Here is a 22,146-nt window from a genome sequence, read left to right on the forward strand (position 1 = left end):
GTAAACACAGCCGTTTCACGCGCGGACCGGCAGCAACGCCTCGACAACGCGCCACAATCCGGCCCAAACATCGCGCATAGCTGAAGTACTGTTCTCTGGAGGGTGCTCCATGTCTTCTCAGCTGCGGGACGGCGTCTCCGCCCTTGATCTGACCATGCGCCTCACGCTCGGTGTGCTGGCGCTGGCCTCCGGCGTCTACACCTATCTCGGCGTCCGCGACCTGCTGGACGGCTCGACCGTGCTGACCTTCTTCGCGGCGCTCATCTATTCGTCGGCGGTCTCCGTCGCGATCTATGCCTTCTGGTCCTTCCTGCTGCGCTTCATGCCGCATGTGCGCGACGTCACAAGTCGCGTCTGGCTTACGCTTGCCATGGCTCTCGGCTCGCTCATGATCGTGGCCATGTCGTCCTGGCTGAATGCTGCCGCGCTCGCGGGCTCCGCCGCGATCGAGCAGCATCTCGCGGTGACCCTACAGGCCTATACGCGAGATCTCGAAACAGCGCATAACCGCGCGCTCGGCGCGCAGAGCCTGCTTCCGGATATCCAGCTCGCTTCGACGCGATTTGCCCGCCTCGCTGAGGCCGAACGCAGCGGTGCGCTGACGGGCACCGGCGGGTCAGGTACGGTCGTCCAGCCTCTCGCCCAAATGTCCAGCCAGCTCGACGCGCTTGGCCAGCAGGTCGCCGACAGCGGCGAACGCGTCAAGGCGCTCTATGGCGACGGCAGCACTCAGATCGGCCGCATGCGCGAACTCGTCTCCGGCCAGGGTGACATCAAAGCCCGCAGCGATGCTTTTGGGGCAGAGGCGCTGAAGTTGATCGGCACCATCGCCTCGCTCGAACAGACATCCATGGCGCCTGCGGTGAAGCGGGCCGCCGAGGATCTGGGCAAGGGCTTCATTGCCCCGGCTGCGGACGGCCACACCGAGGATCTCGTCGGCCGCCAGAATGCGGTGGTCGACAATGTCGAGAAGGCGGTCGCCACCCAGGCGAATGCGCTGTCGCAGGCGGCTCAGGCCATCATCGGCGACGGGCCGGTCGAGCCGGCCCGTTTCCAGCCGCTTTCCAGCGCCGAGGCGGTCCTGCGCTATGCGAGCGACTTCATGCCGAGCTGGGCGGGCGCTATCTCGATCGATCTCTTGCCCGCCGTCCTTGTCCTCATCCTTTGCGTGGTCCACGCCGCCATCAGGAGCGAAGCCGATCCCGCAGATGCTGAAACGATGACGGCCGCACAGATGATGACGGCCATGCGGCTTCTGCGCGAATTCGACGGCGAAAGGCTCGCACCGGCCGGCGGCGTGCCGCTGGAGGACCGCAGTGCCGTCGGACCAACGTCCGAGGCGACGGTCACACCGCTCACTTCAGCCCGAAGCGTGAAGAAGGAATGAGCTCGGGCGACCAAGCACCTCTCTCGTTCTGGCGGCGCTTTTTCGGAGCACGGCCGGACGAGGCGGTTCTGCGCGCCGTGTTCGCGTCGCTCGTAGCTCTTACGCTGGCTGTGCTCGGCGACGACTTGCTTGCGCGCTTGAACGAACCTCCTCCGGAGATGAACTGGCTGCCCGGCGAGACCACCGAAGTGAAGCCATATCTGCCCTCAGTGCGTTCGGACGTTGCCGTCCCGGATGAGAGCCGCCCTGACGGTGCACCGAAGGCCGAGCTGGGGCAGCCGATGGTGATCGAGCTCGTCTCGGGAGGACGTCTCGAGGCGACAGGCGCGATCACGCCTGGAACAGCCGAGCGTTTCAAAACCGAAATCGAGAGGCGCGGAGACTACGTCAAAACCGTTGTCCTGAATTCGCCGGGCGGCTCGGTCCAGGACGCCCTGGAAATGGGGAGGCTGATCCGCGAGAAGGGGCTCGGGACGCTCGTCGAAAAGGGCGGATATTGCGCCTCCTCCTGTCCACTCGTCTTTGCGGGCGGGGCCACGCGGACAGCCCAGAAGGGCGCCTTCGTCGGCGTGCATCAAGTGATCGCGCTGCCGGTCACAGGCGCTGCGCTGGCCAATGCTGACGATCGCGCCAGCTTCGACCTTGCACAAAAGATCTCAGCCGAATGCCAGCGTCATCTCGTCGAGATGGGCGTCGATCCACGCGTCTGGATCCATGCCATGGAGACGCCGCCCGACAAGATCTTCTACTTCACCAGCGACGAACTCGAGCAATTAAGGCTTGTGACCATTTCCCATGCCCGCAAGTCATGATTGGCGCGGGAGGGGGTATCCTGACGGCCAGCGAGATGCCTGTCGCATGCAGGGCGCTGTTGCGCGTCGGCGTGCCCTCAATTCAGCCCGTTTCTCGGCTGCGCCCCAGCTGGTTGCACCTCGTCTTGGAAATTCTCATAAAGCGCCATCAGATCTGCCAGGGCTGGAATGTCTTCGATTTCCGACAGATTGACCTGCCCGACGATCCTGCCTCGAGACAAGACAACGACCTCGTCGGCGGCGTCGAATATCTCCTGGACTTCGGTGCAGAACATCACGACTGATCGGCCTTCGGCGGCGTAGCTGCGCAACAATGCATAGATATCTGCCTTGCTTGAGATATCCACGCCGCGGGTCGGTTCTTCGATGACGATGATATCGCAACCCTGCTCCATGGCAGCGCCGAGCACGACCTTCTGCTGATTACCGCCGCTAAGGGAGGTGATCGGAGAGGAGAGGCTGCCCGTCTTCACGCGATACTGCTGCACCGATCGGCGCCCGAGCTCTTCGATTTGCCTGAGACTAAGGAAGCCGGACCGGCCGCACAGCGAATGCCGACCCAGCCGCGCAACCAGGTTTTCGCCCACTGTCAGATTGCGGAAGACCGTGTCGCGCCGACTGGCGGCGAGGTAGGCGACCGAGGCCATTCTGTCGGTCGATGCACGTTGCTCGCCCCTGCTCAGCTCGCGATAGCGGCCAATGGCTTGCGCCAGTTCGCGGGCACCGGATCCTTCCACGCCGGCCAGGGCAACAACTCTTCCAGGCATGAGCTTGAGAGAAATGTCGGAAAAGGCTCCCGCGTGGTCTTTGCAGCCGTCCAGATTCAGGAGCGGCGCACCATGACAACCCCGTGCTCTCTCTCGACGGCTGGAAGCGGCGCCATCCGCCCTTGCCGCCTGCGTGCTCAGCTCAGCGGCGATCGCTTGTTCGGTAACCGCTTCACTCGAAAGATCGCCGGTGATCCTGCCATCCCGCAAGACCATCACGCGCCTGCAACAGCGAACAAAGTCGTTGAGCCGGTGAGTGATCAGCAGAACGATTTTGCCGTCGGCTGCCAATTGCTCCATCGTTGCAAATAGCGCCTGCGACTCCTGTTCCGTCAGGGCCGAATTCGGCTCGTCGAACAGATAGACGTCCGCCTGCCGCAGCATGGCCCGCGCGATCTCGACGCGTTGCTGGACGGCGAGGGAAAGGTCGCAGAGCTCGTGGTCCCGATAGTGCAGGATGCCGAGACGGGAGAGCACTGCTTCGACGGACTGCGGGTCGATCCCGATCCGGCCGAACCAGTGGGACTCGCGTCCAACGGCCAGGTTTTGCTCGACCGTCATGTTCGGCCAGATGTGCGGCTCCTGATGAACGACCGCAACGCGCCGCCAGACCTCGTCGACCTGACCACTGGCCGTCGTCAAAATTATCTCGCCGCTGTCGGCCTCTTCCTCGCCTGCCAGCACGCGCATCAGCGTGCTTTTGCCGGCGCCGTTCGGTCCGGCTATGCCGACAACCTCGCCGGAGCGAAGCTCCATCGAGAGACCATCAAGGGCGCGCGTTGCGCCATATCGCTTGGCAACGCTGCGGCAGCTCAGCTGGATCATGCGTTGCCTTCCGAGCCAAGGCGTGCCGCCCGCTGACCCGCGCTGCGGATCAGCTTCTGCGAGATCAGGTCAAGCCAGACAGCGCCGATCGTCACGAGCCCGATGAACAGCAGCTGCACGAAGGAGCTCACGCCGAGGAGCGCGAGGCCGTTGTTGAGCAGGGCCAAAAGGATGACGCCGAGCAAGGTGCCGACGATGGTGCCGCGCCCGCCGGTCAGGCTTGCGCCGCCGATCACGACAGCCGCGATCACCTGGAATGACAGTGAGCTGGACTGCATGGGGCCGATAGAACCCACATAGGAGAAATCGAGAATTCCCGCCAAACCCGCCATCAAACCGCTCAGCATGAAAACCGCATATTTGTATTTTCGGAGGGGGAGGCGGGCCACCACGGCCGCTTCGGGATTGCCGCCCATCGCGACCAGTCGGAAGCCGAAGACGGTCCTGTGCCGCAACACCCAGAAAACGATGAACGCTGCGACGAGCCACAAAACCTCGACGGGAATGTTCCACGGCAGCAGCGCGCCGCCAAGATTATGGAAGAATGCGAGTTCCCATTCAGGCGGAAGCGGTTCGTTATAGGCCGGCGTGAAGGTGGTGGCGTTGCTCACCATCAGAGAAAGACCATCGGTGGCGTTCAGCACGCCCAACGTCGCGATGAAGGACGGCAAACCAGCCTTGACCGTGAGAAAACCGTTCAGAAAGCCGGCGACTAACGCGACGCCAAGTCCGGCCAAAAGTGCTGGAAGAAGCGCTGTGGTGAAGGGCAGATTTCCGCCGCCCAACCACAGAGTTGCGGTCACCGTTCCGGCAAGCGTGTATATGGCGCCGACCGAAAGATCGATCTCGCCAAGTAGGATGACCAGCATCTGCGCGAAGGCGACGATGCCGAGCGCGACCATGGAGCGGGCCAGGGTCAGCAGGTTCTCAGGCGTCAAGAAGGCCGCACGCTGCGAATAGACGATCGCGGCAATCAATAGGATCGCCAGCGCCAGTCCGATCGTCCTGAGACTGGTCAGAACCTTCTGCTTGCCGAGTAGTACGGATAGGGACTGGCGCATGGAATTCCCGAATTGGATATACAAAAAGCGATGACGCCGGTCGGAGCCGACGCCATCGCGCAATCTCTCAGTTCGATGCGGACTTCAAACGGTCGCGTCCGGCATCGACCGTGATCTGCCCATCGCCGCCAGCTTTGGTTATGACGATCGGCGAAAGATATTGGAGCGGATCCTCAGGCGCTTCGCCCTTGGCCAGGAAGCGGGCGCATTGTTCAACCGGCGCCTGGGCCTGGTTGTCGAAGCCTTGGTCGATAGTCACCAGCGTTGTTTCGTCAGCGATGGCGTCCAGGATAGGCCCGCTGACATTGAAGCCGGACGTGAACACCTTGCCGTTGAGCTTCAGATTGCGGATGACGTTGCCTACGCCCTCCACACCCTGGTCGGTGTGAAAGAACAAAGTGACATCCGGGTTGGCCGTAAGGAACGGCGTTACGGAATTTAGCACCTCCTGGGTGGTGAAGTTCTTGCCCGTCGGAATGCCGCTCTTTGCATCGTTAAAGAATTTGGCATCCGGCAAGACAGACTTGTAGCCCGCCATGAAGCCTTCCATCCGCGCTTGCGCCCAGGGCTGGTCCGGTGCACCGCTGCCCATAGCGATCTGCTTGACCTCGATGCCCTTGGCCTTGACGACATTCGCGGTCGCCTCGCCGTTGATTTTGCCCGCCTGCATTTCGTTCAAGGCGTAGTAGGCGAAACGCTTTGCCTTCGGTGCATCGATGTTGATGGCAAAGACCGGGATACCGGCATCCGCATACTTGTTGATGATGCCGGTGAACTGGCTGGGCAGAGGCGGCTGAAGCGCCAGGCAATCGACCTGACCGGAGTTCAGCAACGTCTCGAGTTCCGATAGCTGCTTGGATGTATCGGGATTCACCGGGCCGACCATCCGGCACTCGGCAGGAAGTTCTTTGTTGGCCGCCTCGCAGCCGCGCGCCATTCCGATGCGCATCTCGGCGCCCTGGATAGGAATGCCGGTGCCCTCGATCCCAACGACGATGTTCGCCTTCTCGCCGGCCGCGAGCTTGTCGACGATCCGTGGCGCCAGCTTGAACTCTCCCCACGGCATCTGACGCGACTTCGCCGAGTCCGGAACGGTAATACCTCCGGCAATGGCGGGAACATGCGTCGCCACACCTGCCGATAACGCGACACCGGCTGCGAGAAGCAGGTGGCCTCTATTGTGCATTTTCATGGATCAGTCTCCCATTGTTCTGCTATACAGAATTGTGTTTTGTAATGCGGGAACAATATCGGAGAGCCGCGGCTTGTCAAGCCGGAACCGAATTTCGATTTTGGCGGTGATTGAGTCGGTGCGCGCCGGCGGCGCGCTTGCGAGCCGTTGAGGGGCTAAGCGACAGGCTCGAGTGCGGCGTGCGCGGGGCCGCCAAGAAGCTGGCTGATGCGATCGGCGTAGGAGCGGACGACGAAACCCAGTTGATGCATGTCGTCTTCGCTGCGGCCAAGCTTCATCGTTGTGACGCTCAGGGCCGCTGCTGCTTCCCCGGTTCGATCGTAAATAGCTGCGCCGATGCAGATCACTCCGACATTGTCCTCTTCATTGTCGAAAGCGTAACCGCGGACGGCGGCAAGACGCAGATCTGCAATCAATTCCGCCTGGGAGGTGATCGTTTGCTCGGTCCGCCGCGGCATGCCGAGACGCGTAAGAATGGCCATGATCTTTTCTTCGGGAAGGCGCATCATCAATGACTTGCCTACAGCCGAGCAATGGGGGAGCTCCCTGCGTCCGAGCGATCCGGACATGCGGAACGGCCCAGGTGCATCGACCCTGCTGATTGCCACCGCGTAACCGTCGTCGAGCACGGCGAGGCGGGATGTCAATTGCGTGGTGTCGGTCAATTGCTGCAGGACGGGCGTGGCGATCTGGGTAATGCCCAGTCCTGCGGCTGCCTGGTCGCCGAGATGAACCAATGCAAGACCAAGCCGGTAGAGGCGCGCTCCTCCCAGGCGATTGTCGGAGACAAATCCCCGCGCAACCAAGGTCTGCAAAAGGCTGAAGGCAGTCGAACGCGAGACGCCGATCGCATCCGCGACCTCGCCAACGCTCATTCCCATACCGCTGGCCGAGCCAAGCGCCTGCAGAACGTCGAGCGCCCGGCCCAAGCTGCGCAGGGTGTATTTGTCATCGGAATTTGCTGCCTCTGTCATGGTTCCGGCTCTCCTTTTTACCTGACGCATTCTTGATTTCTCAGCAGGCCGTTGACAACGCCACTGATCTGCTCATACTGCCCGCATTGCCGAACTGTGTTCGGTATAGCAGAATACATCGAGGCTTTGGCGCAATCAATGGCAAAGACAAAAAGACTGCGGTCGCAGGCCTGGTTTGGCGGAAACAGCAAGGATGCCTTCATGCATCGCAGCTGGATGAAGAATCAGGGCATGCCCGCTGACAGCTTCGATGGCCGGCCGGTGATCGGCATCTGCAACACATGGTCCGAACTCACCCCTTGCAACGCGCATCTGCGCGCGCTCGCCGAGCGCGTGAAGCGCGGCGTGTTGGAAGCAGGCGGCTTTCCGGTTGAGTTCCCGGTGATGTCGCTCGGCGAATCCAATATGCGTCCGACCGCGATGCTTTATCGGAACCTCGCATCGATGGATGTCGAGGAATCGATCAGGGCCAATCCGCTGGATGGCGTCGTGCTGCTGGTCGGCTGCGACAAGACAACGCCTGCGCTCGTGATGGGCGCGGCGTCGTGCGACCTGCCAACCATCGTGCTCTCAGGGGGGCCGATGCTCAACGGCAATTTCCGAGGCGAACAGATCGGTTCCGGAACTGCTGTCTGGCGTTACAGCGAGGACGTGAAGGCCGGTCGCATGAAGGTCGATGACTTCATGGCGGCAGAGGCCGCAATGAGTCGGTCCGCCGGAAGCTGCATGACCATGGGCACAGCCTCGACCATGGCCAGCATGGTCGAGGCGCTTGGTTTGGCGCTGCCGCAGAACGCGGCAACCCCGGCAGTGGACGCTCGACGCAATGTGCTGGCGCAGTTGACCGGCCGTCGCATCGTAGAGATGGTTCACGAGGACCTGACGCTGTCACGCATCGTAAGGCCCGAAGCCTTCCACAACGCCATCCGCGTCAACGGCGCTATCGGCGGGTCGACGAATGCCGTTCTCCATCTGCTCGCCATCGCGCGGCGCATCGGGGTAGATCTGTCGTTGGACGACTGGGATCGCTTTGGTCGCGACATACCGACCCTCGTCGACCTGCAGCCCTCCGGCCGGTTCCTGATGGAGGAGTTCTTTTACGCCGGCGGTCTGCCGGTGGTGATGCGCAGCCTCGGCGAGCGCGGGCTGCTTGAGCGCGACGCAATAACTGTCACTGGACGGACTATCTGGGAAAATGTTGAGGACGCCGAAAACTTCAACACCGAGGTCATCCGCGACTGGGACAACCCGTTGGCCAGGCAAGGCGGCATTGCCGTCTTGCGTGGCAATCTCGCGCCAAAGGGTGCGGTGCTGAAACCATCGGCGGCGACGCCGGCCTTGATGACGCATCGCGGTCGCGCCGTCGTCTTCGAAACGATCGAGGATTACAAGCGACGCATCGTTGATCCTGATCTGGATATCGATCCGTCCTGCGTCATGGTGCTGAAGAATTGCGGACCTCGCGGGTATCCGGGAATGGCCGAGGTCGGCAATATGGGATTGCCGCCGAAGTTGCTGGCGCAAGGCGTCACTGACATGGTTCGAATTTCGGATGCCCGCATGTCAGGCACTGCTTACGGGACGGTCGTTCTGCATGTCGCGCCCGAAGCGGCAGCGGGCGGCCCGTTGGCACTCGTGCGCGAAGGCGACATGATCGATCTCGATGTGCCGAACCGCCGGCTTCAGCTGGACGTTTCCGAGGCCGAACTCGAAGCTCGCCGGCGCGAGTGGGCGCCGCCGGACCCACCCGGGTCAGGCTACCAGAGCCTGTATGTTCACAATGTTCTGCAAGCCGATGAGGGCGCCGATTTCGGCTTTCTTGGCGGCATGCGCGGCGCTGGAATACCCAGAAACTCTCACTAGCACCTTCCACCAGGCCCCAATTCTTCGAGACTATTGGAGACTTTCATGCGCCTCGTCCAATTCCTTTCCCGCTCCGGCGGCCGCAAGGTCGGCATTTCGGAGGGCGGCGGCGACATCATCCCGCTAGCCGGCACCAACACGGTGTACGACCTCGCCGTCAAAGCCGTCGAGAGCGGCGCAAGTCTCAAGAAGATTGTCGCAGAAGCGGCCAGAGAGGCGCCGGTCAGTTACGACGAGTTGCTTGCGGAGAGGCGTCTGCTTGCGCCGCTCGATCATCCGGAGCCGGCGCGCTTCTGGGTCACGGGAACAGGCTTGACCCATATCGGCAGCGCCGACGCGCGCGACAAAATGCACGACCTGGCACATGGAGAAGGCGGTGAATTGACCGATTCCATGAAGATCTTCCGGATGGGACTGGAAGGCGGCAAGCCAGCGCCGGGCGAGGTCGGCGTGCAGCCGGAATGGTTCTTCAAGGGGGTCGGCACATGCATTGTCGGACCCGAAGCGGATCTGCCGATGCCCGATTTCGCCTTGGCCGGAGGCGAGGAAGCGGAAATTGTAGGCCTCTACTTGATCGGGCCCGACGGCAATCCGTGGAGGATCGGCTTCACCCTCGGTAATGAGTTCTCGGACCAGGTCACCGAAGCTCTGAACTATCTCTATCTCGCCCATTCCAAGCTGCGCGCTTGTTCGATGGGCCCTGAGCTGCTGGTCGACGATCTCCCCGCCGACACACGCGGCAAGGTGCGCGTGAAGCGCGGCGGGGAGGCGATCTGGGAAGGCGATTTCCTGAGCGGCGAAGACAACATGTCCCACTCGATCCGTAACCTCGAGCACTACCATTTTCGATATGACATGTTCCGGCGTCCGGGCGACCTGCACGCCTATTTTTTCGGCGCTGCGATTCTGAGCTGCGCAAACGGTGTCGAAACGCAATCCGGTGATGTTTTCGAGATCGACGTGCCAGATTTCGGCCGGCCGCTTCGCAACGCCATGGTGGCCGCCCCGAAACCTTCCTTCACCGTCCGTTCGCTTTGACGCGCCTGGATTATTGACGCCCCGAGAATTGTAGGACCTTGCCCATGGGCCTCCGCTTTGCTGTCGATACCGGCGGCACCTTCACAGACCTGATGGTCGCAGACGAGGACAACGTGCTGAGCATGCACAAAGCCTCGACGACGCCGTCGGACCCGATCGCCGGGGTTATCGATAGCCTGAAAGTCGCGTCGGAAGCTGCCGGCCAAAGCCTTGCTGACTTTCTCGGCAGGGGCGACGTGCTCGTGCATGGCACGACACACGCGATCAACGCGATTGTGACCGGGTCGACCGCCAGTACGGCGTTCCTCACCACCGAGGGGCATCCGGACACGTTGGTGTTTCGGGAAGGGGGGCGCATCGAGCCCTTCAATTTCACTGTCCCCTACATGGAGCCCTATGTCCCGAAGGCGCTGACCTTCGAAGTGCCCGAGCGCATCATGGCATCGGGGTCGATCAAGAAGCCCCTCGACGAGGCTGCAGTTGTCGCAATCCTGGATGGCCTCAAAGAGCGCAATGTCGAAGCGATTGCGGTTTGCTTTCTATGGTCGGTCGTGAATCCGGTCCACGAGTTGGCTGTCGGCGCATTGATCGAAAAGCACTGCCCTGGCATCCCTTACACGCTCTCGCATCGCATCAATCCCTCGATCCGCGAGTACCGCCGTGCCTCGTCGACCTGCATCGACGCATCGCTGAAGCCATTGATGGGCGCCTATATGAGGGGTCTCGAACAGCGGCTGCGCGATGCCGGCTTCAACGGCCGTGTTCTCGTCGTGACGTCTCAGGGCGGCGTGATGGATGCCGGCCAGGTAGCGGAAGCGCCGGTGCATCTGATCAATTCGGGGCCAAGCATGGCTCCGCTCGCGGCCAAAATCTACGGTGGCGCCGAACGGGACGAAACGCTGATCGTCGGTGATACCGGCGGTACGACCTTCGACGTCTCGCTGGTCCGACGCGGACGTGTTCCCCGCAGCCGCGAAGCCTGGCTCGGCCAACCCTTCCGAAGCCATATGACCGGCATGCCGTCGGTGGACGTGAAGAGCATCGGCGCCGGCGGTGGGTCCATTGCCTGGGTTGACGCCGGTGGGCTGCTCCATGTGGGCCCGAAGAGCGCGGGCGCGGTGCCGGGGCCCGTCTGTTACGGCCGCGGCGGCACCAGGCCGACCCTGACAGACGCAGCCCTTGTTCTTGGTTTCATCGACGAGGCCTTCTTTCTCGGCGGCCGGATGGCTCTCGACAAGGCAGGCGCGATCGAGGCTATTCGCAGCCAGGTGGCGGAACCGCTGGGAAAGAGCGTCGAGGCCGCGGCAGTCGATATCGTCGGGCTCGCCACGGAGCACATGGTCCAGGCGATCATGGACATCACCGTCAACCAGGGCATCGACCAGACGCAGGCGACCTTCGTCGCCGGCGGCGGGGCTGCCGGTTTGAACTGCGTGGCGATTGCCAAGAGGCTCGGTTGCCGACGGGTGCTCGTCACCGAAGCGGGCGCCGCCTTGTCGGCGTCCGGTGCGCTGATCTCTGACCTGACAGCGCATTACCAGGCGATGTTCCACACCCGCAGCGACAGCTTTGATCTTGAGGGCGTCAACGGCGTCCTGGCCGATCTGATGCGTGCGTGTCAGACGTTCGCCGATGGTCCTGGATCGGGCGCCGGACTTGTCGAGGTCGATTGGGCGACCGAAGCTCGGTACGTCGATCAGGCTTGGGAAATCGAAGTTCCACTGCGAACCGATCGTTTCACCGGGAAGGACGAGGTCGCGGCGCTCGTCTCGGACTTCCATCAAATGCACAAGGACATCTTCGCCGTCAGCGATCCCGCGGCTGAAATCGAGACGGTCGGCTGGAATGCCGAGGTCCGCTGCCGGTTGGGATCCGGCGTTCCCGGTCGCCTCGCGCGTGACGAACACCCGGTGCGGCTGCCGTCCCGGCGAGTGCACTTTCTGGACGGCGACTGGGTCGAGACGGATGTCTGGCGATTTGAGTCGATCCTGGAAGGCCAAGAGGTGACGGGGCCGGCCATAGTGGAGTCGGACTTCACTTCAATCGTCATCGATCCGAAAGCTGTCGCTCGTCGTGACGCACGCGGCAATCTGGTTATCTCGATCTGAGGATGGAGCCAATGCGCGAAGATACATCAATGGCTCCAGGACCGGCCGGCCAGTCGAAGGTGCCGATGGATGGGTCAGCACTGGCCGTTCTCACGGCGCGATTCGAGGGCATCGCCCGAAAGATGGCGAACACGCTGCATCGCACCGGGCGCTCCGGCATCTTGACCATCGCGCGCGATTTCAGCTGCGTTGTGATGACGGCAAAGCACGAACTGCTGGCGACGGCGGAAAGTCTGCCAAACCATGTGCTGCGTGGCCCGGAAATCATGGCGCGAACCATGGCAGAGAACCATCCGGTTCTACGCCGCGGCGATGCCTTTCTGCACAACTCGCCATATCACGGCTGCACGCATCCGGCCGACCATTCGATCCTGGTTCCGATCATCGACGACGAGGGTAGGCACCGCTTCACCGTCATGGCCAAGGCGCATCAGGCTGACTGCGGCAATTCCTTGCCGACCACCTATATGGGCTCGGCGGTCGACGTCTATAATGAAGGCGCACTGATCTTTCCGGCGGTGAAGATCCAGGACAACTACGAGCACGTGATGGACATCATCCGCATGTGCCAGTTGCGCATACGCGTGCCGGAACAATGGTGGGGAGACTACCTGGCGACGCTCGGAGCGGCGCGTGTCGGCGAACGCGAGATCATGGCGCTGGGTGCCGAAATCGGCTGGGACCGCCTCGAAACATACGCGGAGCAATGGTTCGACTATAGCGAGCGGCGCATGATCGACGTGATCCGCGCCTTGCCCGCAGGCCGCGTGACCCGAACGAGCACACACGATCCGTTTCCCGGCACGCCTGCCGAAGGCGTGGTGATCAAGGCGACGGTCGAGGTGAAGCCCGACGAGGCGGTGATCGAGGTCGATATGACAGACAACCCCGATTCGATGCCGAACGGGCTCAACCTGTCCGAGGCTTGCGCGCTGTCGACGCCGATGATCGGCATCTTCAACTCGATCGACCACACGGTGCCGAAGAATGAAGGCAGCTTTCGGCGGATCAAAATCCATCTTCGGGATGGCTGTATCGTCGGCAGGTCGCGTCATCCCACTTCCTGCTCCGTGGCAACGACAAATATTGCCGACAGGGTCGCGAATCCCGTGCAGGCGGCCATGGCCGAACTGGCGGATGGACTGGGCCAAGCCGAGACGGGCGCGCTCATCCCGCCCTCGTGCGGTGTATTGTCCGGCGTTCACGACGGTAAGCCTTTCGTCAACGAGGTCTATCTCGGCTGTACGGGTGGAGCGGGGACACCTTGGACGGACGGCTGGTTGACGATCCTGCACGTCGGCAATGCCGGCATGTGCTATCAGGACTCGATCGAAGTGGATGAACTACGGCATCCGGTCTTCGTGCACAGTCGCCGTCTCATTCCCGACTCGGAGGGGGCGGGACGATTCCGCGGGGCGCTCGGCGCCTATTCCGAGTTCGGGCCGGTCGATTGCAGCATGACGGTTGCATATGTCAGCGACGGCAACATAAACCCAGCCGCCGGTGCGCGGGGTGGGTTGCCGGGCTCCCCCTCCGCCCAATTCCGTCGCAGGGCCGACGGCTCGCTCGAACCCGTACCGGCCTGCGCTGAGGTGCTGATCGCGGCGGATGAGCGGATGGTGTCCATCAGCGGCGGCGGCGGCGGATATGGCCATCCGTTTGAACGCGATCCGATGCGGGTGTGGCATGATATCCAGGAGGGCTGGATCAGTCGCGAGCGAGCCGAGCAGGTCTACGGAGTGATATTGACGGCCGAGGGTGCCGTGGACAGCCAGGCAACGGCGCAGCGTCGGCGAGCCCCCGGATAAGGGGGCGCCCGATGTCTGGCCAAGAGGAATTTGAGCAGAATCGCCGCGGGCTATGTTCCTCTGTCTAGCCTGCGGCGCACTGCCCTCAGGCCCACGAGGTCACTGAGTATCGGCGTGCGTCGTCAATTCAGCCCGCCTCTCGGCCGCGACGACTGCAAGGTCGAGCACCTTCTGCAACTCGGCGGCGTGCCGGAAGGATGGTTCAGCCGGCACGCCGCTGCGGACCGCATCGACGAAACGCTGATAGTTGGTCGGCACGGATCCGGAATCGAGCGTTTTCCAAAGGGCGTCTTCGATATTCCCGCCAATGCAGACTTTCAGCTCCGACCCCTTCAGATTATGCACGACTTCAATCCCGCCTCGATCGCCAAAAATGCGCAACCGCAACTCGTTCAGATGGCCGGTTGCCCATCGGCTGGCGTGGACGACGCCTAGCGCGCCGTTGGTGAAGTCCAGCGCCATGGTGAAACTGTCGTTGGCGTCGAGTTCATATTCGCCGATCCTGTTGTCGGGCGCCTTGTCGAAGGTCTTGAGCCTGCAGAACACATGCTCGATGTCGAGCCCCGCGCCATAACTGGCGAAATCTAGGATATGGATCCCGACATCACCCAGCACGCCATTGGATCCGTGGCCGCGCGACAGGCGCCAGAGCCATTTCGGATCTGTCCGCCAATCGCCCCAGAACTTCGAAACGAGCCAGCTCTGAAGATAGGACGCTTCGACATGCTTGACCGCGCCGATCTCGCCGGCAAGCACCATTTCACGGGCCTTTTGCAGCGGGGCAACGTTGCGATAGGTTAGATTGACCATATTGATGATGCCGGCCCGCTCGGCGGCGTCCGCCATCTCGCTGGCCTTGACGTAGTTCTCGGCCAGCGGCTTTTCGCACAAGACCGGCTTGCCCGCCGCGATCAGCTTCATGGTGGTTGGATGGTGAATGCGATCCGGCGTGATGTTGGCCGCGGCGTCAAATTTGCCCCATGTCAGGGCGTCCTCCAGCGACGTGAAGCGATTGGGAATGCCGTAGGTGTCCGACAACTCGTCGACACGGCTCGGCTCGATGTCGACGGCGCCGGCCAGTTCGACGCCCTCGATATTCCCGAACTGCCGCGCATGCTGCTGGGCCATCCAGCCGGTTCCGAGTATTAGAAGACGCATCCTGTTTCACCTCTCACTCTGCAATTGATGGCGTCGAGCGCCTCTCGAGGCACATTCGGGACCTTGCATCACTGGATACGCCCAGACCGGCGATGCTCAGCACGTTTTGAACGATGGCTACGACTTCGAAAGTTTGTGACAGCAACCTGGAACTGTATCAGAATGGCCCGTATTGAGGCCGGCAACTACACGGTCGAGGCATGGGATGGGAGTAGGGCTTTCCGACAAGGGTAGGCGGGCTAGCCTTTAGCCGCGTCCGCGATCAGCTCGGCCAGCAACGTGGTGAAACGCTCGGCAGATTCGTCCGCTATGACGCCTGCATCCTTTGAAACGATTCCAGGCGCGCAGACTGAAACTCCGCCATCTACCTGAACGGCAACCGTGTACGTCTTCGATGCCAGATGCTTCTCGTCTCCCTTTGGCGTCCGGTAGAGTCGGAACTGAATAGAAGGCGTCATGCTTTCGGCACGGACCGCCGCGGTGTCTATGTCGATAGTCACTTCGTCTGCCACATCTGCCTTGGCGGCCTGCAATGACGCGATGGCAATGTTCTCTAGCCAAGCCTTGGCCCGGACGTTGAACTCTTTGGCGCTCGCATCACGCCCAGCCTTGTCCCTGCGCGTCTGCTGATCTCGCCCCCGACCAGCTTCCCTTTTTGCTCGCTCAACGGCATCCTTGAACTTGGACATCTCTCATGCCCTCCGACTGTCGCCGTTTCGATAGAAGCGGCTCCTCACATCGGCTGCGCGCGATCTACCCGAGTAGAACGCACGCGACTGCCATACGTTGCCTTGAGCTCGACTGCACGGCGTTCGCTGGGAAGCAGTGGGAGCTCGGGAGGCGGAACTTCGGTGTTAACGGCGCCGGAGGATAAGCCGTCCGGAGCTCAGACATGGGCTCACGGAGCGCAACTCAATACCAGCGGCTGCGGCGACCGTCGGCTTGCCCCATGAGCATCCCAAGAATGAAACCTATCAGTCCGCCAACCAACATCGCGGATGAGATGGTTCCGGGATTTTCCTTCACAGCTTCTGAGACGGAATGTGCCTGTGTCCTCATGGCTTCGGTGGCGCGCGAAGCTCGATCGGTTGCGGCATCATACCAGCCGCTGGCCCGTTCGCTCATTTCTTTTGCGCGCTCGGCCAGGCTTCGATTGAGGTTGCTTACCTCTTGCTTAAGTTGGGCGATCTGCGCTTCGAGGGCCTCCTGCCTTTCGCGCTGGGTCGTACGCGAGGCTTCGCTTTCATCGGGCATCGTTGTCCTCCTGGCTGATTATTCGACGAATAGTTGTTGAGATAGTTCCCGATGCCGAAAAGGCCAGACTGACGTGAGCAGCATCGCAACTCGGCTCTACAGCCACCATCTAGCGGGAATGGTGTCGCCCAAGTCAAAACAACTGCAGCTCGAATTCGGGGGCGAGGACGCGCTCTTCGAACCAGCACGTGCGCTGCCGTCCGGATTCCGCTATCAGCCTGACCTCATAGGCCGCGACGAGGAAACGGAGCTTGTCAGCCGGCTTGAAACGCTGCCATTCGCTCCCTTCAATTTTCATGGTCACCTCGCCAACCGGCGTGTTGTCGGATTTGGATTCCGCTACGACTACGAAAATCGCCGACTGATCGAAGCTGCGGAGATTCCCGGCTTCCTGTTGGGCTTGCGCGAAAAAGTGGCGGCCCTTGCAGATCTGCCGGCAGAGGACTTCATCCAGATTCTGATCAACGAATATCGGCCGGGCGCCGGGATCGGCTGGCATCGCGACAAGCCGCAGTTCGAAGTCGTGGCAGGCGTCTCGCTGCTTGCGCCTTGCAGCTTTCGGCTGCGCAGGAAAAACGGCACCAAATGGGAGCGCGAGACGATCACCGTTGAGCCGCGATCAGCCTATCTCATGACGGGTCCTGCGCGGCACGAATGGGAGCACAGCATTCCGCCCGTCTCCGAGCATCGCTACTCGATCACCCTGCGCACGCTTCGTTCAGCGCCGTGATCATGTCGCGCAGACGATGAACTATGAGGAGAGACTGACCTGGCTGCTGTTCTATAGCTCGATCTTCAAATCGCGGAAGTTGCCGATGGTCGATGTCGTCGACCCGGGCGGTCTGGTGCACAGCCAAGTGGTGGAAAGCGATGGTGGGCGCTGCGATTGACCCTGAACGGGGGCGGGAGCCGCAAGACGCCGGCAGGCCATTTCATCGCCAAGAGCTTCGGCTCCGGCGTCCAGCACATAGCCTTTTCGAGCGCTGATGTATTTGCCTCGGCTGCCGCGCTCAAAGCGTTTGGCTTTCATCCGTTGCAAATTTCCCCGAACTACTATGATCAGCTCGAGGCTCGCTTCGCATTGGACCGAGAGCTGACCGACCGGTTGCGGGCGGAGAATATTCTCTACGACCGGGACCGCGCCGGAGAGTATTTCCAGCTCTACGGCCGGACCTACGGAGAAGGCCTCTTTTTGGAGATCGTCGAGCGCCGCAATGGCTACACGGGTTATGGCGCTGCCAACGCGGCTTTCCGCATCGCGGCACAGAAGGTTTCGCTGCGGCCCAAGGAGATGCCGCGATGAACAGACTTAGTTGCTCCCGTCTAGAAGCCGGCGGCGGCGACGGTCCAGATATCGCATTACCGGTGTTACCGTCATGCCGTGCAGTATTATCGAAATCAGGATCGTCAAGCTTGTCACCGACCAGAGGTAGTCGGGTCGGGAGAATGAGCCGTGATTGAGTGCGTAGCTTAGATAATATGCAGAGCCTACCCCACGTATTCCATAGAACGCCATTACCGCGCGCTCGTCCCACGGCCGGGGAAAGCCGATAAAAGCCAAAGCGCCCGCGACCGGCCTGATCAGCAAGATGGCTGCCGCCGTAAACAGAATAGCAGGTCGATCGAGCTCAGCCAGAACGCCATCCACGAGCGCAGCCCCGAACAATAGGAGAAGCACCATCATGATCAGGCGCTCCATCTGTTCGGCAAAATCGTGCAGCCGTTCATGATAATCGTGCCGGCGTTCCACGGCACGAAGGCTGAGCCCGGAAACGAAGACCGTGACGAACCCGTAGCCACCGATGGTTTCTGTCAGTCCATAAGTCAGACACGTGATGCCGAGCGCGACGAAGCCATCGCCGCTGCGCGCCAATCTCGCCCGATTTGGAATCCGGAAGACAAGCCATCCAAGCAGACGACCAGTGACAAAGCCGGCCCCAACGCCGCACGCGATCTTCCAGACGACATCGATGGCGAACCATTGAAGCATCAGATTGTCGAGCTGATCGACTGTCGTCAGACCTGCCAGCAGGATCGCCAGATGGACAAAAGGGAAAGCAAAACCATCATTGAGGCCGGCTTCCGAGGTGAGGGCGAACCGCACCTCGTCCTCTTTCCCGGAATTAGGGGGGCCAACTTCTACGTCGCTTGCGAGCACTGGATCGGTTGGAGACAAGAGTGCCGCCAACAGCAGAGCCGTCGCGGCATCCAGATCGAGCAGCACCATGGCGGCGGCAGCCAGGCCGGCTACCGACAGCAGCATGGTTATGCTCAGCAGCCGCCAGGTCGCTGCCCATCGCCGCCAGCTAAATGGCCGGTCGAGCTTCAACCCGGCGCCCATCAGCGCAACGATGAGCACAAGCTCAGTCGCTTTCTCGACGAAGAGGCCGTGTTTGATCGGATTTGAATCGGGTCCGGCTACCGGCAACCAAAACATGAGGACCGCTCCAAGTCCCACAAAGATGATCGGAAGCGAGAGGGGCAATTCCTTGAGGAGCAATGGAAGCCATGCCGCGAGCAGCACGACTGCTCCGAAACCGGCGAGTGTGGTTATGTACGGATCCAGCTCGAGCTGCACGGTCATCCTTGAAACGCTTGCAATCCGCGACGCGGCAGACACGTCACGTGACTAGGAGAACGAAGTAACACGCTGCTTGGCGCATGGTTCAGCGTTCGATGTTCGCGTGATGGTTGCCTGCGGTTTTCGCGACCGGCTTGACGATCGTTCGATACCCCCTCGGTCGTGTCGCTTCCGAGGGGGGCGGACGCGGGGGAACATTCCTTTGCCGTAGCCATTCGGTCGAAGCATTTGGACTGTCGACATGGCCATACTCGGCTGGATTCTTGGGCGAAGACTGGCGAACCGCGAGCAGCAGGACCGCAAGATCGGCACCTTCGAAGGCGTGCCGGCGATGGGCTTGGACGGACTGGGCTCGTCAGCTTATGGGCCCGAGGCCGCACTGACCATCCTGATCCCGCTCGGCGCAGCCGGACTTGCCTATATCGGACCCATCATGGCGGCCATCGTCGGCCTCCTCTTGATCCTTTATCTTTCATACCGGCAGACGATCGCCGCCTATCCGAATAATGGCGGCTCCTACATCGTCTCGAGAGAAAACCTGGGCCGCAATATCAGCCTTCTCGCCGCGGCAGGCCTGATGGTGGACTACGTGCTCAACGTAGCGGTGGGAATCTCGGCGGGGGTCGGCGCGCTGGTCTCCGCAGTGCCCTCGCTGCACCCCTACATACTGCCGCTTTGCCTTGGCATCCTCGTGCTGGTCACAATCGCGAACCTGCGCGGCACGATGGATGCCGGCCGGCTGTTTGCCCTGCCAACCTACCTGTTCGTGGCGAGCTTCATGCTGATCCTCGGGATCGGGGTTTGGAGAACGGTCGCTTCGGGCGGCCAGCCGGTGCCGGTGATTTCGCCGCCGCCATTGCCCGCAGTTGCCGGAACGGCTGGCCTGTGGCTGCTCATGCACTCCTTTGCGAGTGGATGCACCGCCATGACCGGAGTAGAGGCCGTCAGCAACGGGATGAGCGCCTTCAAGGAGCCCACCCTGAGATACGGCCGACGCACCCTCGCGGCAATTTGCCTGATCCTCGGGCTGCTGCTCGGCGGCATCGCCTTCCTCGCCCAACACTACCGCATCCTTGCGATGAACCAGGAAAAGGAAGGCTATCAAAGCGTGCTGTCGCAACTTGCGCAGGCTGTCGTAGGCGATGGCGTCTTTTACTACATCGCCATGGCAAGCCTGTTGTGCGTGCTCGCTCTTTCTGCAAACACCAGCTTCGTCGATTTCCCAAGGCTTTGCCGGATGGTGGCGGAAGATGGCTTCCTCCCCCGTCCGTTTGCGGTGGTCGGTCGCCGGCTGGTTTTCTCGGTCGGCATTCTCTACCTCGCAGTCACCGCAGGCATTCTGTTCATCGTCTTCGGCGGCATAACCGACCGCTTGATTCCGCTCTTCGCGATAGGCGCATTCCTTACATTCACCCTGTCTCAGACGGGCATGGTCGTGCACTGGGTCAAAGCACTGCGCTCGGCTAAGGACACCAGGACCCGCGCGGCCCATCAGGCTCACCTCGCGGTCAACGCCGCGGGGGCAACAATTACCGGGCTCGCCCTGATCGTCATCGTTGCGGCGAAATTCAAGGAGGGAGCCTGGATTACGGTGATCGTCATCCCAACGGTGATCGTGCTCCTGCACCAGGTGCGGCGCTACTACGACCGGCTCGACGCAACGCTGCGCGAGGCTGGGCCGATCAGCCTTGACCGCATGGAAGCGCCTGTCGTTCTTGTCGTTACGGAACGATGGAACAAACTCACCGACAAGGCCCTGAGCTTCGCCTTTCGGTTGTCACCCGATATCATAGCCGTGCACGTCACCAGGTTGGCCGGAGAGGAAGGCGAGGAGGAAGAGCGGGCGATCCGCGGCATGTGGGCGAAGGACGTCGAGGCGCCTGCGAGAGCTGCCGGCGTCAAGCCGCCCAGGTTGCTTCTTCTCAGTGCCGACTACAGGCTGATGCACGGGCCGCTTCTGAAGCTCATCAAGGAGTTGGAAGACGAGTTCGCCGACCGCACCATCGCGGTGTTGTTGCCCGAAATCGTGAAGACAAGCTGGTGGCAATCTCTCATGCACACGCATCGCGCCCGTCGGCTGCACTCGAAGCTGTTGCAGTTCGGAGGATCCAACGTGGTTGTGATATCGATGCCTTGGTATCTGAAGGAGCCGAAGATCGAGGACGCGATCATCACCGAGCCGTCGGAAGTGAGGGCCGGCTCGACAAGATCCGAGCCTTCCTCAGTCAGCGGTTTGCATGGCGCCACTGACCAGGTACGGCAGGCGATCTCTTCCTGCTCAAGCGACCACGACAACTAGCAGCCATGCGGGGAGGGGAAAGGCGCCGTCGAAGCTCTCTGTACCAGCGAGACCGGCAGGACCATGTTCTCGATCTCCGACTTCGGTTCGTCCAAGCGGCGGATCAGGAGGTCGACCGCGCGTCGGCCGAGCTCGGCCAGCGGCTGCCGGATCGTCGTAAGACCGATCAGCGGCCATGCCGACCACTGCATATCATCGAAGCCGATGACGGAAACTTCGCTCGGAACGTCGATGCCCTCCTTGCGAAGCACGCTGAGCGCCGAGATCGCGACAAGGTCGTTGACGCAGGCGATCAGGCTCACCTTCCTGCGAGCAATGGCTCGCGTGGCCTCCCGCGGCAATGTGGAAAGCAGCGGAACATGGATGTCCCAGACGATGTCCAGCCTGCCTCGCGCGCCCTCGAGGAAGCCGTCACGGCGCTCGCGGCTGCTGGCAAGATCCTGCTCGCCCGACAGCAATCCGATCTTGCGGTGACCGAGCGCGAAGGCATGCTCGGCCATGAGCCGGCCGCCGGTGTGGTGGTCAGCCTGAACGCTGTCGAGCCCAACAATCTGGCGGTCGATTGCGACGAGTGGAAACAGAGGCGGGTCGGTGATGCTGGAATGGGTGCTGAGCACGGCAACCGCGCCGTCGACGCCGTGCGTGAAGAGCGTGCGCGCAGCCTGGGCTTCGCGTTGGACGCCGCCGCCGGAGTCGATCACGAACGTGGCGAAGCCATGCTCCTCAGCGCGCAGCTGCACGGCTTGGGTGATCTCTGGAAAAACGGGGCTCACCAGCGATGGCACGATGCAGCCGATGGCGTGGCTGCGTCCCGTCTTCAGTGCGGTCGCGGCCCGGTTTCGCTGATATCCCAGTTCGCGCGCGATGCGGCGAACATGGGCATCGACTTCCGGCGTGACCTTGTTAAGGTTGTTGAGCACGTAGGAAACCGTCGCCGACGAAACGCCGGCGGCCTCAGCGACATCCTTGATGGTCGGGCTCCGCAGCCGTTTTTCGTAACTCATCGCGCCAAAGGCCAA

17 protein-coding genes and 2 pseudogenes are annotated in these 22,146 nt (G+C 61.8%); 9 read left to right on the plus strand and 10 right to left on the minus strand.

Annotated features, from left to right (window positions below):
* Positions 1–109 precede the first annotated feature (109 nt).
* Both SAZ10_RS17345 and SAZ10_RS17350 read left to right on the plus strand, forming a co-directional pair.
* Positions 110–1,387: a hypothetical protein gene (locus tag SAZ10_RS17345; protein ID WP_318610591.1), complete on the plus strand. Its 1,278-nt coding sequence runs from the start codon at positions 110–112 to the stop codon at positions 1,385–1,387.
* Positions 1,384–2,199, plus strand: a complete 816-nt coding sequence (locus SAZ10_RS17350) for a hypothetical protein (protein ID WP_318610593.1) — start codon at positions 1,384–1,386, stop codon at positions 2,197–2,199. The genes SAZ10_RS17345 and SAZ10_RS17350 overlap by 4 nt, the downstream gene beginning before the upstream one ends.
* Before the next feature lie 77 nt (positions 2,200–2,276).
* On the opposite strand, the gene SAZ10_RS17355 is transcribed toward SAZ10_RS17350, so the two are convergent.
* The 5 genes and pseudogenes from SAZ10_RS17355 to SAZ10_RS17375 form a co-directional block, all read right to left on the minus strand.
* Positions 2,277–3,350: an ATP-binding cassette domain-containing protein gene (locus SAZ10_RS17355; RefSeq protein WP_318610595.1), complete on the minus strand. Its 1,074-nt coding sequence runs from the start codon at positions 3,348–3,350 to the stop codon at positions 2,277–2,279.
* Positions 3,351–3,368: 18 nt separating this feature from the next.
* Positions 3,369–3,791 (minus strand): annotated as a pseudogene (locus tag SAZ10_RS33630) (ATP-binding cassette domain-containing protein); the annotation flags it as partial.
* The gene (locus tag SAZ10_RS17365) at positions 3,788–4,852 is read right to left on the minus strand and encodes an ABC transporter permease (protein ID WP_318610599.1); all 1,065 of its coding nucleotides are present in this window, start codon (positions 4,850–4,852) and stop codon (positions 3,788–3,790) included. The pseudogene SAZ10_RS33630 and the gene SAZ10_RS17365, both read right to left, overlap by 4 nt.
* Positions 4,853–4,919: 67 nt before the next feature.
* Entirely contained in the window at positions 4,920–6,044 is a 1,125-nt protein-coding gene (locus SAZ10_RS17370; protein WP_318610600.1) for a sugar ABC transporter substrate-binding protein, read from the minus strand.
* A 155-nt stretch (positions 6,045–6,199) separates the two neighbouring features.
* Positions 6,200–7,018: an IclR family transcriptional regulator gene (locus SAZ10_RS17375; protein WP_318610601.1), complete on the minus strand. Its 819-nt coding sequence runs from the start codon at positions 7,016–7,018 to the stop codon at positions 6,200–6,202.
* Positions 7,019–7,156: 138 nt separating this feature from the next.
* Here SAZ10_RS17375 and SAZ10_RS17380 point away from each other — a divergent pair, with 138 nt between their 5' ends.
* Genes SAZ10_RS17380 through SAZ10_RS17395 form a run of 4 tightly spaced genes read left to right on the plus strand, consistent with a single transcriptional unit; the run spans position 7,157 to position 13,835 of the window.
* A complete protein-coding gene (locus SAZ10_RS17380; protein ID WP_318610602.1) occupies positions 7,157–8,881 on the plus strand; it encodes an IlvD/Edd family dehydratase in 1,725 nt (574 codons plus the stop codon).
* Between the two features lie 45 nt (positions 8,882–8,926).
* Complete coding sequence (gene araD1 / locus SAZ10_RS17385) at positions 8,927–9,919, plus strand: AraD1 family protein (RefSeq protein ID WP_318610603.1); 993 nt, start codon at positions 8,927–8,929, stop codon at positions 9,917–9,919.
* A gap of 44 nt (positions 9,920–9,963) precedes the next feature.
* On the plus strand, positions 9,964–12,027 hold the full coding sequence (locus tag SAZ10_RS17390; RefSeq protein WP_318610604.1) for a hydantoinase/oxoprolinase family protein: 2,064 nt from the start codon (positions 9,964–9,966) through the stop codon (positions 12,025–12,027).
* A gap of 29 nt (positions 12,028–12,056) precedes the next feature.
* Positions 12,057–13,835 carry a hydantoinase B/oxoprolinase family protein gene (locus SAZ10_RS17395; RefSeq protein WP_318610606.1) on the plus strand — a complete coding sequence of 593 codons (1,779 nt, stop codon included), beginning with the start codon at positions 12,057–12,059 and terminating at the stop codon, positions 13,833–13,835.
* 99 nt (positions 13,836–13,934) lie between these two features.
* Here the strand turns inward: SAZ10_RS17395 and SAZ10_RS17400 are convergent, their stop codons facing one another.
* The 3 genes from SAZ10_RS17400 to SAZ10_RS17410 all read right to left on the minus strand — a co-directional run bounded on the left by SAZ10_RS17400 (position 13,935) and on the right by SAZ10_RS17410 (position 16,247).
* Entirely contained in the window at positions 13,935–14,993 is a 1,059-nt protein-coding gene (locus SAZ10_RS17400) for a Gfo/Idh/MocA family oxidoreductase (protein WP_318610608.1), read from the minus strand.
* Positions 14,994–15,232: 239 nt separating this feature from the next.
* On the minus strand, positions 15,233–15,682 hold the full coding sequence (locus SAZ10_RS17405; RefSeq protein ID WP_318610610.1) for a hypothetical protein: 450 nt from the start codon (positions 15,680–15,682) through the stop codon (positions 15,233–15,235).
* A gap of 223 nt (positions 15,683–15,905) precedes the next feature.
* Positions 15,906–16,247 carry a hypothetical protein gene (locus SAZ10_RS17410; protein ID WP_318610612.1) on the minus strand — a complete coding sequence of 114 codons (342 nt, stop codon included), beginning with the start codon at positions 16,245–16,247 and terminating at the stop codon, positions 15,906–15,908.
* A 118-nt stretch (positions 16,248–16,365) separates the two neighbouring features.
* On the opposite strand from SAZ10_RS17410, the gene SAZ10_RS17415 reads away from it, so the two are divergent.
* Together SAZ10_RS17415 and SAZ10_RS17420 are read left to right on the plus strand one after the other, a co-directional pair.
* A complete protein-coding gene (locus SAZ10_RS17415) occupies positions 16,366–16,977 on the plus strand; it encodes an alpha-ketoglutarate-dependent dioxygenase AlkB (RefSeq protein WP_412535241.1) in 612 nt (203 codons plus the stop codon).
* Positions 16,970–17,550, plus strand: a pseudogene (locus tag SAZ10_RS17420) (3-keto-5-aminohexanoate cleavage protein); the annotation flags it as partial. The gene SAZ10_RS17415 and the pseudogene SAZ10_RS17420, both read left to right, overlap by 8 nt.
* A gap of 6 nt (positions 17,551–17,556) precedes the next feature.
* Here the strand turns inward: SAZ10_RS17420 and SAZ10_RS17425 are convergent.
* Complete coding sequence (locus tag SAZ10_RS17425; RefSeq protein WP_318610616.1) at positions 17,557–18,771, minus strand: cation:proton antiporter; 1,215 nt, start codon at positions 18,769–18,771, stop codon at positions 17,557–17,559.
* Between the two features lie 298 nt (positions 18,772–19,069).
* On the opposite strand from SAZ10_RS17425, the gene SAZ10_RS17430 reads away from it, so the two are divergent.
* A complete protein-coding gene (locus SAZ10_RS17430) occupies positions 19,070–21,127 on the plus strand; it encodes an APC family permease (RefSeq protein WP_318610618.1) in 2,058 nt (685 codons plus the stop codon).
* Here SAZ10_RS17430 and SAZ10_RS17435 read toward each other — a convergent pair.
* Positions 21,124–22,131: a LacI family DNA-binding transcriptional regulator gene (locus SAZ10_RS17435; RefSeq protein WP_318610619.1), complete on the minus strand. Its 1,008-nt coding sequence runs from the start codon at positions 22,129–22,131 to the stop codon at positions 21,124–21,126. The two genes, SAZ10_RS17430 and SAZ10_RS17435, sit on opposite strands and share 4 nt — an antisense overlap.
* Positions 22,132–22,146 lie beyond the last annotated feature (15 nt).

Source organism: Mesorhizobium sp. BAC0120 (genome assembly GCF_033542235.1).
In the GTDB taxonomy this organism is placed as follows: Bacteria; Pseudomonadota; Alphaproteobacteria; order Rhizobiales; family Rhizobiaceae; genus JAWRCU01.

Coding starts and splice junctions, on each gene's coding strand:
- SAZ10_RS17345 (WP_318610591.1), top strand. CDS start 110: ATGTCTTCTCAGCTGCGGGACGGCGTCTCCGCCCTTGATCTGACCATG.
- SAZ10_RS17350 (WP_318610593.1), top strand. CDS start 1,384: ATGAGCTCGGGCGACCAAGCACCTCTCTCGTTCTGGCGGCGCTTTTTC.
- SAZ10_RS17355 (WP_318610595.1), bottom strand. CDS start 3,350: ATGCTGCGGCAGGCGGACGTCTATCTGTTCGACGAGCCGAATTCGGCC.
- SAZ10_RS17365 (WP_318610599.1), bottom strand. CDS start 4,852: ATGCGCCAGTCCCTATCCGTACTACTCGGCAAGCAGAAGGTTCTGACC.
- SAZ10_RS17370 (WP_318610600.1), bottom strand. CDS start 6,044: ATGAAAATGCACAATAGAGGCCACCTGCTTCTCGCAGCCGGTGTCGCG.
- SAZ10_RS17375 (WP_318610601.1), bottom strand. CDS start 7,018: ATGACAGAGGCAGCAAATTCCGATGACAAATACACCCTGCGCAGCTTG.
- SAZ10_RS17380 (WP_318610602.1), top strand. CDS start 7,157: ATGGCAAAGACAAAAAGACTGCGGTCGCAGGCCTGGTTTGGCGGAAAC.
- araD1 (WP_318610603.1), top strand. CDS start 8,927: ATGCGCCTCGTCCAATTCCTTTCCCGCTCCGGCGGCCGCAAGGTCGGC.
- SAZ10_RS17390 (WP_318610604.1), top strand. CDS start 9,964: ATGGGCCTCCGCTTTGCTGTCGATACCGGCGGCACCTTCACAGACCTG.
- SAZ10_RS17395 (WP_318610606.1), top strand. CDS start 12,057: ATGGCTCCAGGACCGGCCGGCCAGTCGAAGGTGCCGATGGATGGGTCA.
- SAZ10_RS17400 (WP_318610608.1), bottom strand. CDS start 14,993: ATGCGTCTTCTAATACTCGGAACCGGCTGGATGGCCCAGCAGCATGCG.
- SAZ10_RS17405 (WP_318610610.1), bottom strand. CDS start 15,682: ATGTCCAAGTTCAAGGATGCCGTTGAGCGAGCAAAAAGGGAAGCTGGT.
- SAZ10_RS17410 (WP_318610612.1), bottom strand. CDS start 16,247: ATGCCCGATGAAAGCGAAGCCTCGCGTACGACCCAGCGCGAAAGGCAG.
- SAZ10_RS17415 (WP_412535241.1), top strand. CDS start 16,366: ATGGTGTCGCCCAAGTCAAAACAACTGCAGCTCGAATTCGGGGGCGAG.
- SAZ10_RS17430 (WP_318610618.1), top strand. CDS start 19,070: ATGGCCATACTCGGCTGGATTCTTGGGCGAAGACTGGCGAACCGCGAG.
- SAZ10_RS17435 (WP_318610619.1), bottom strand. CDS start 22,131: ATGAGTTACGAAAAACGGCTGCGGAGCCCGACCATCAAGGATGTCGCT.